This window comes from Draconibacterium sp. (assembly GCF_041583095.1).
Taxonomy (GTDB): Bacteria; Bacteroidota; Bacteroidia; order Bacteroidales; family Prolixibacteraceae; genus Draconibacterium.
Genome location: NZ_JBFHGM010000438.1, coordinates 1 through 2,009, shown reverse-complemented (window position 1 = coordinate 2,009; position 2,009 = coordinate 1). Strand labels below are relative to the sequence as shown.

Annotated in this window: 2 protein-coding genes; both read left to right on the top strand. The window is 42.7% G+C overall.

Features of this window, described 5'->3' with window-relative positions; translation table 11 throughout:
- A partial coding sequence (locus tag ABZB17_RS22320; RefSeq protein ID WP_372653858.1) for a response regulator occupies positions 1-691 on the top strand: 691 nt, incomplete at its 5' end.
- Between the two features lie 153 nt (positions 692-844).
- A partial coding sequence (locus ABZB17_RS22315) for a glycoside hydrolase family 43 protein (RefSeq protein ID WP_372653856.1) occupies positions 845-2,009 on the top strand: 1,165 nt, incomplete at its 3' end.

Here is a 2,009-nt window from a genome sequence, read left to right as displayed (position 1 = left end):
GAAACATTTTAATGTTGAGTGCGCTGATAATGGCAAGGAAGCACTTGAAAAAATTGAAGCAAACACTCCCGACCTTATTCTTTCGGATGTAATGATGCCCGAAATGGATGGTTTTGAACTGTGCACCCAACTGCGAAACGATCTGAATTATTCGCACATCCCGGTAATTTTCCTTACGGCCAAAACCATGCAGGAAGATCAGATAAAAGGATTAAAGCTTGGGGCGGTTGATTACATCTATAAACCCTTTAATATGGTTTCGTTGTCGCTGAAAATTTATAACCTGCTTACCCTGCAAAAACAAAAGCAGGAGCGACTGCGAACCGAGCAAATTTTGGAGCCCGAACACATTGAATTATCATCTCTGGACGAGGAATTTCTTAAAGCAGCAGTTCAGTCGGTACAGAACAATTTGGATAATACCAATTTTGATGTGGAGGCCTTTAGTGCCGAACTTAAAGTTAGCGCTAACCAGGCCTACCGAAAAATTAAAGCACTTACGGGGCAAACGGCGAACGAGTTTATCCGTACTCAACGATTAAAAGTTGCATCCGGCTTGCTGGTGCAGAAAAAACGATCGATCAGCGAAGTGATTTACATGGTTGGATTTACCAGTCCGTCGTATTTTAGCCGTTGTTTTAAAGATCTTTACGGATGCACTCCAAAGGAGTATATTGAAAAGATTACCTGATCGGGCGATTAAAACAGCATGAAAGGTGGTTAATCGAATATGTACAATCTTACGTTGAATTTATGCCACTGATTGCAAAACCGGACTGATATTTTTGCTGCACTTTGTGATGAAAGATTAGAATAAAATCAATAAAGCAAAATAACCGTTATTATGAAACCAAAATTAAACCTGCATTTTCCTATTCTCTTTACTTTTTTTTGCGCCTTTTTAATGATTGCATTAATGGGATGCAATCCAAAAAAAGAAGTGCCGCAAGGATTTCAAAGTTTTACTCCGGGGCAACCCTGGCCCGATGCCGATAGTGTGCACATAAATGCCCACGGCGGTGGAATTTTATATTACAATAACACCTATTATTGGTTTGGCGAATACAAAAGCGAAAATACCAGTTCGGCCCGGGTGGGAGTGAATTGTTACTCATCAAAAGATTTATATAACTGGAAACCTGAAGGAGTTGTGTTGCCGGTTAGCGACAGTGTTGGAAGCGATATTGAGACCGGTTGTGTAGTGGAGCGTCCGAAGGTTATTTACAACGCCAAAACGCAACAGTTTGTCTTATATATTCACTTGGAGTTGAAAGGAAAAGGATACAGTGCCGCACGTGTTGGGATTGCTGTTAGCGACAATGTTACCGGGCCTTACACTTATCTGCGCTCATTGCGACCCAATGCAGGAGTTTGGCCGCAGAACATGACTGAAGAGCAGAAAACCAGCAGTTTAACCATGGATGATTTTTCGAATTGGTGGACCGATGAATGGATGCAGGCGGTTCACGATGGATTATTTATCCGACGTGATTTTGATGGAGGACAGATGTCGCGCGACATGACCTTATTTGTTGATGATGATGGCAAAGCCTATCATATTTATGCATCGGAAGAAAACCTGACACTGCACATAGCCGAACTAAGCGATGATTATTTGAGCTACACCGGAAAATACATCCGTGTTGCACCGGGCGGACACAATGAAGCGCCTGCCATTTTCAAAAAAGACGGGAAGTATTTTATGATAACATCCGGCTGTACGGGCTGGGATCCCAATGCTGCCCGACTATTTACCGCCGAATCGATTTGGGGCCCCTGGGAACAACATCCAAATCCTTGTGTTGGCGAGGATGCCGATCTGACTTTCCACTCACAAAGCACATATATTTTACCTGTGGACGGGAAAGACGATGCTTTTATTTTTATGGCCGATCGCTGGACGCCAAAAAAGCCAATCGAAGCAAGTTACATTTGGTTGCCCATTCAATTTGAAAACGGATTGCCCGTATTAAAATGGATGGATCAGTGGAACCTCAGCATTTTTGACG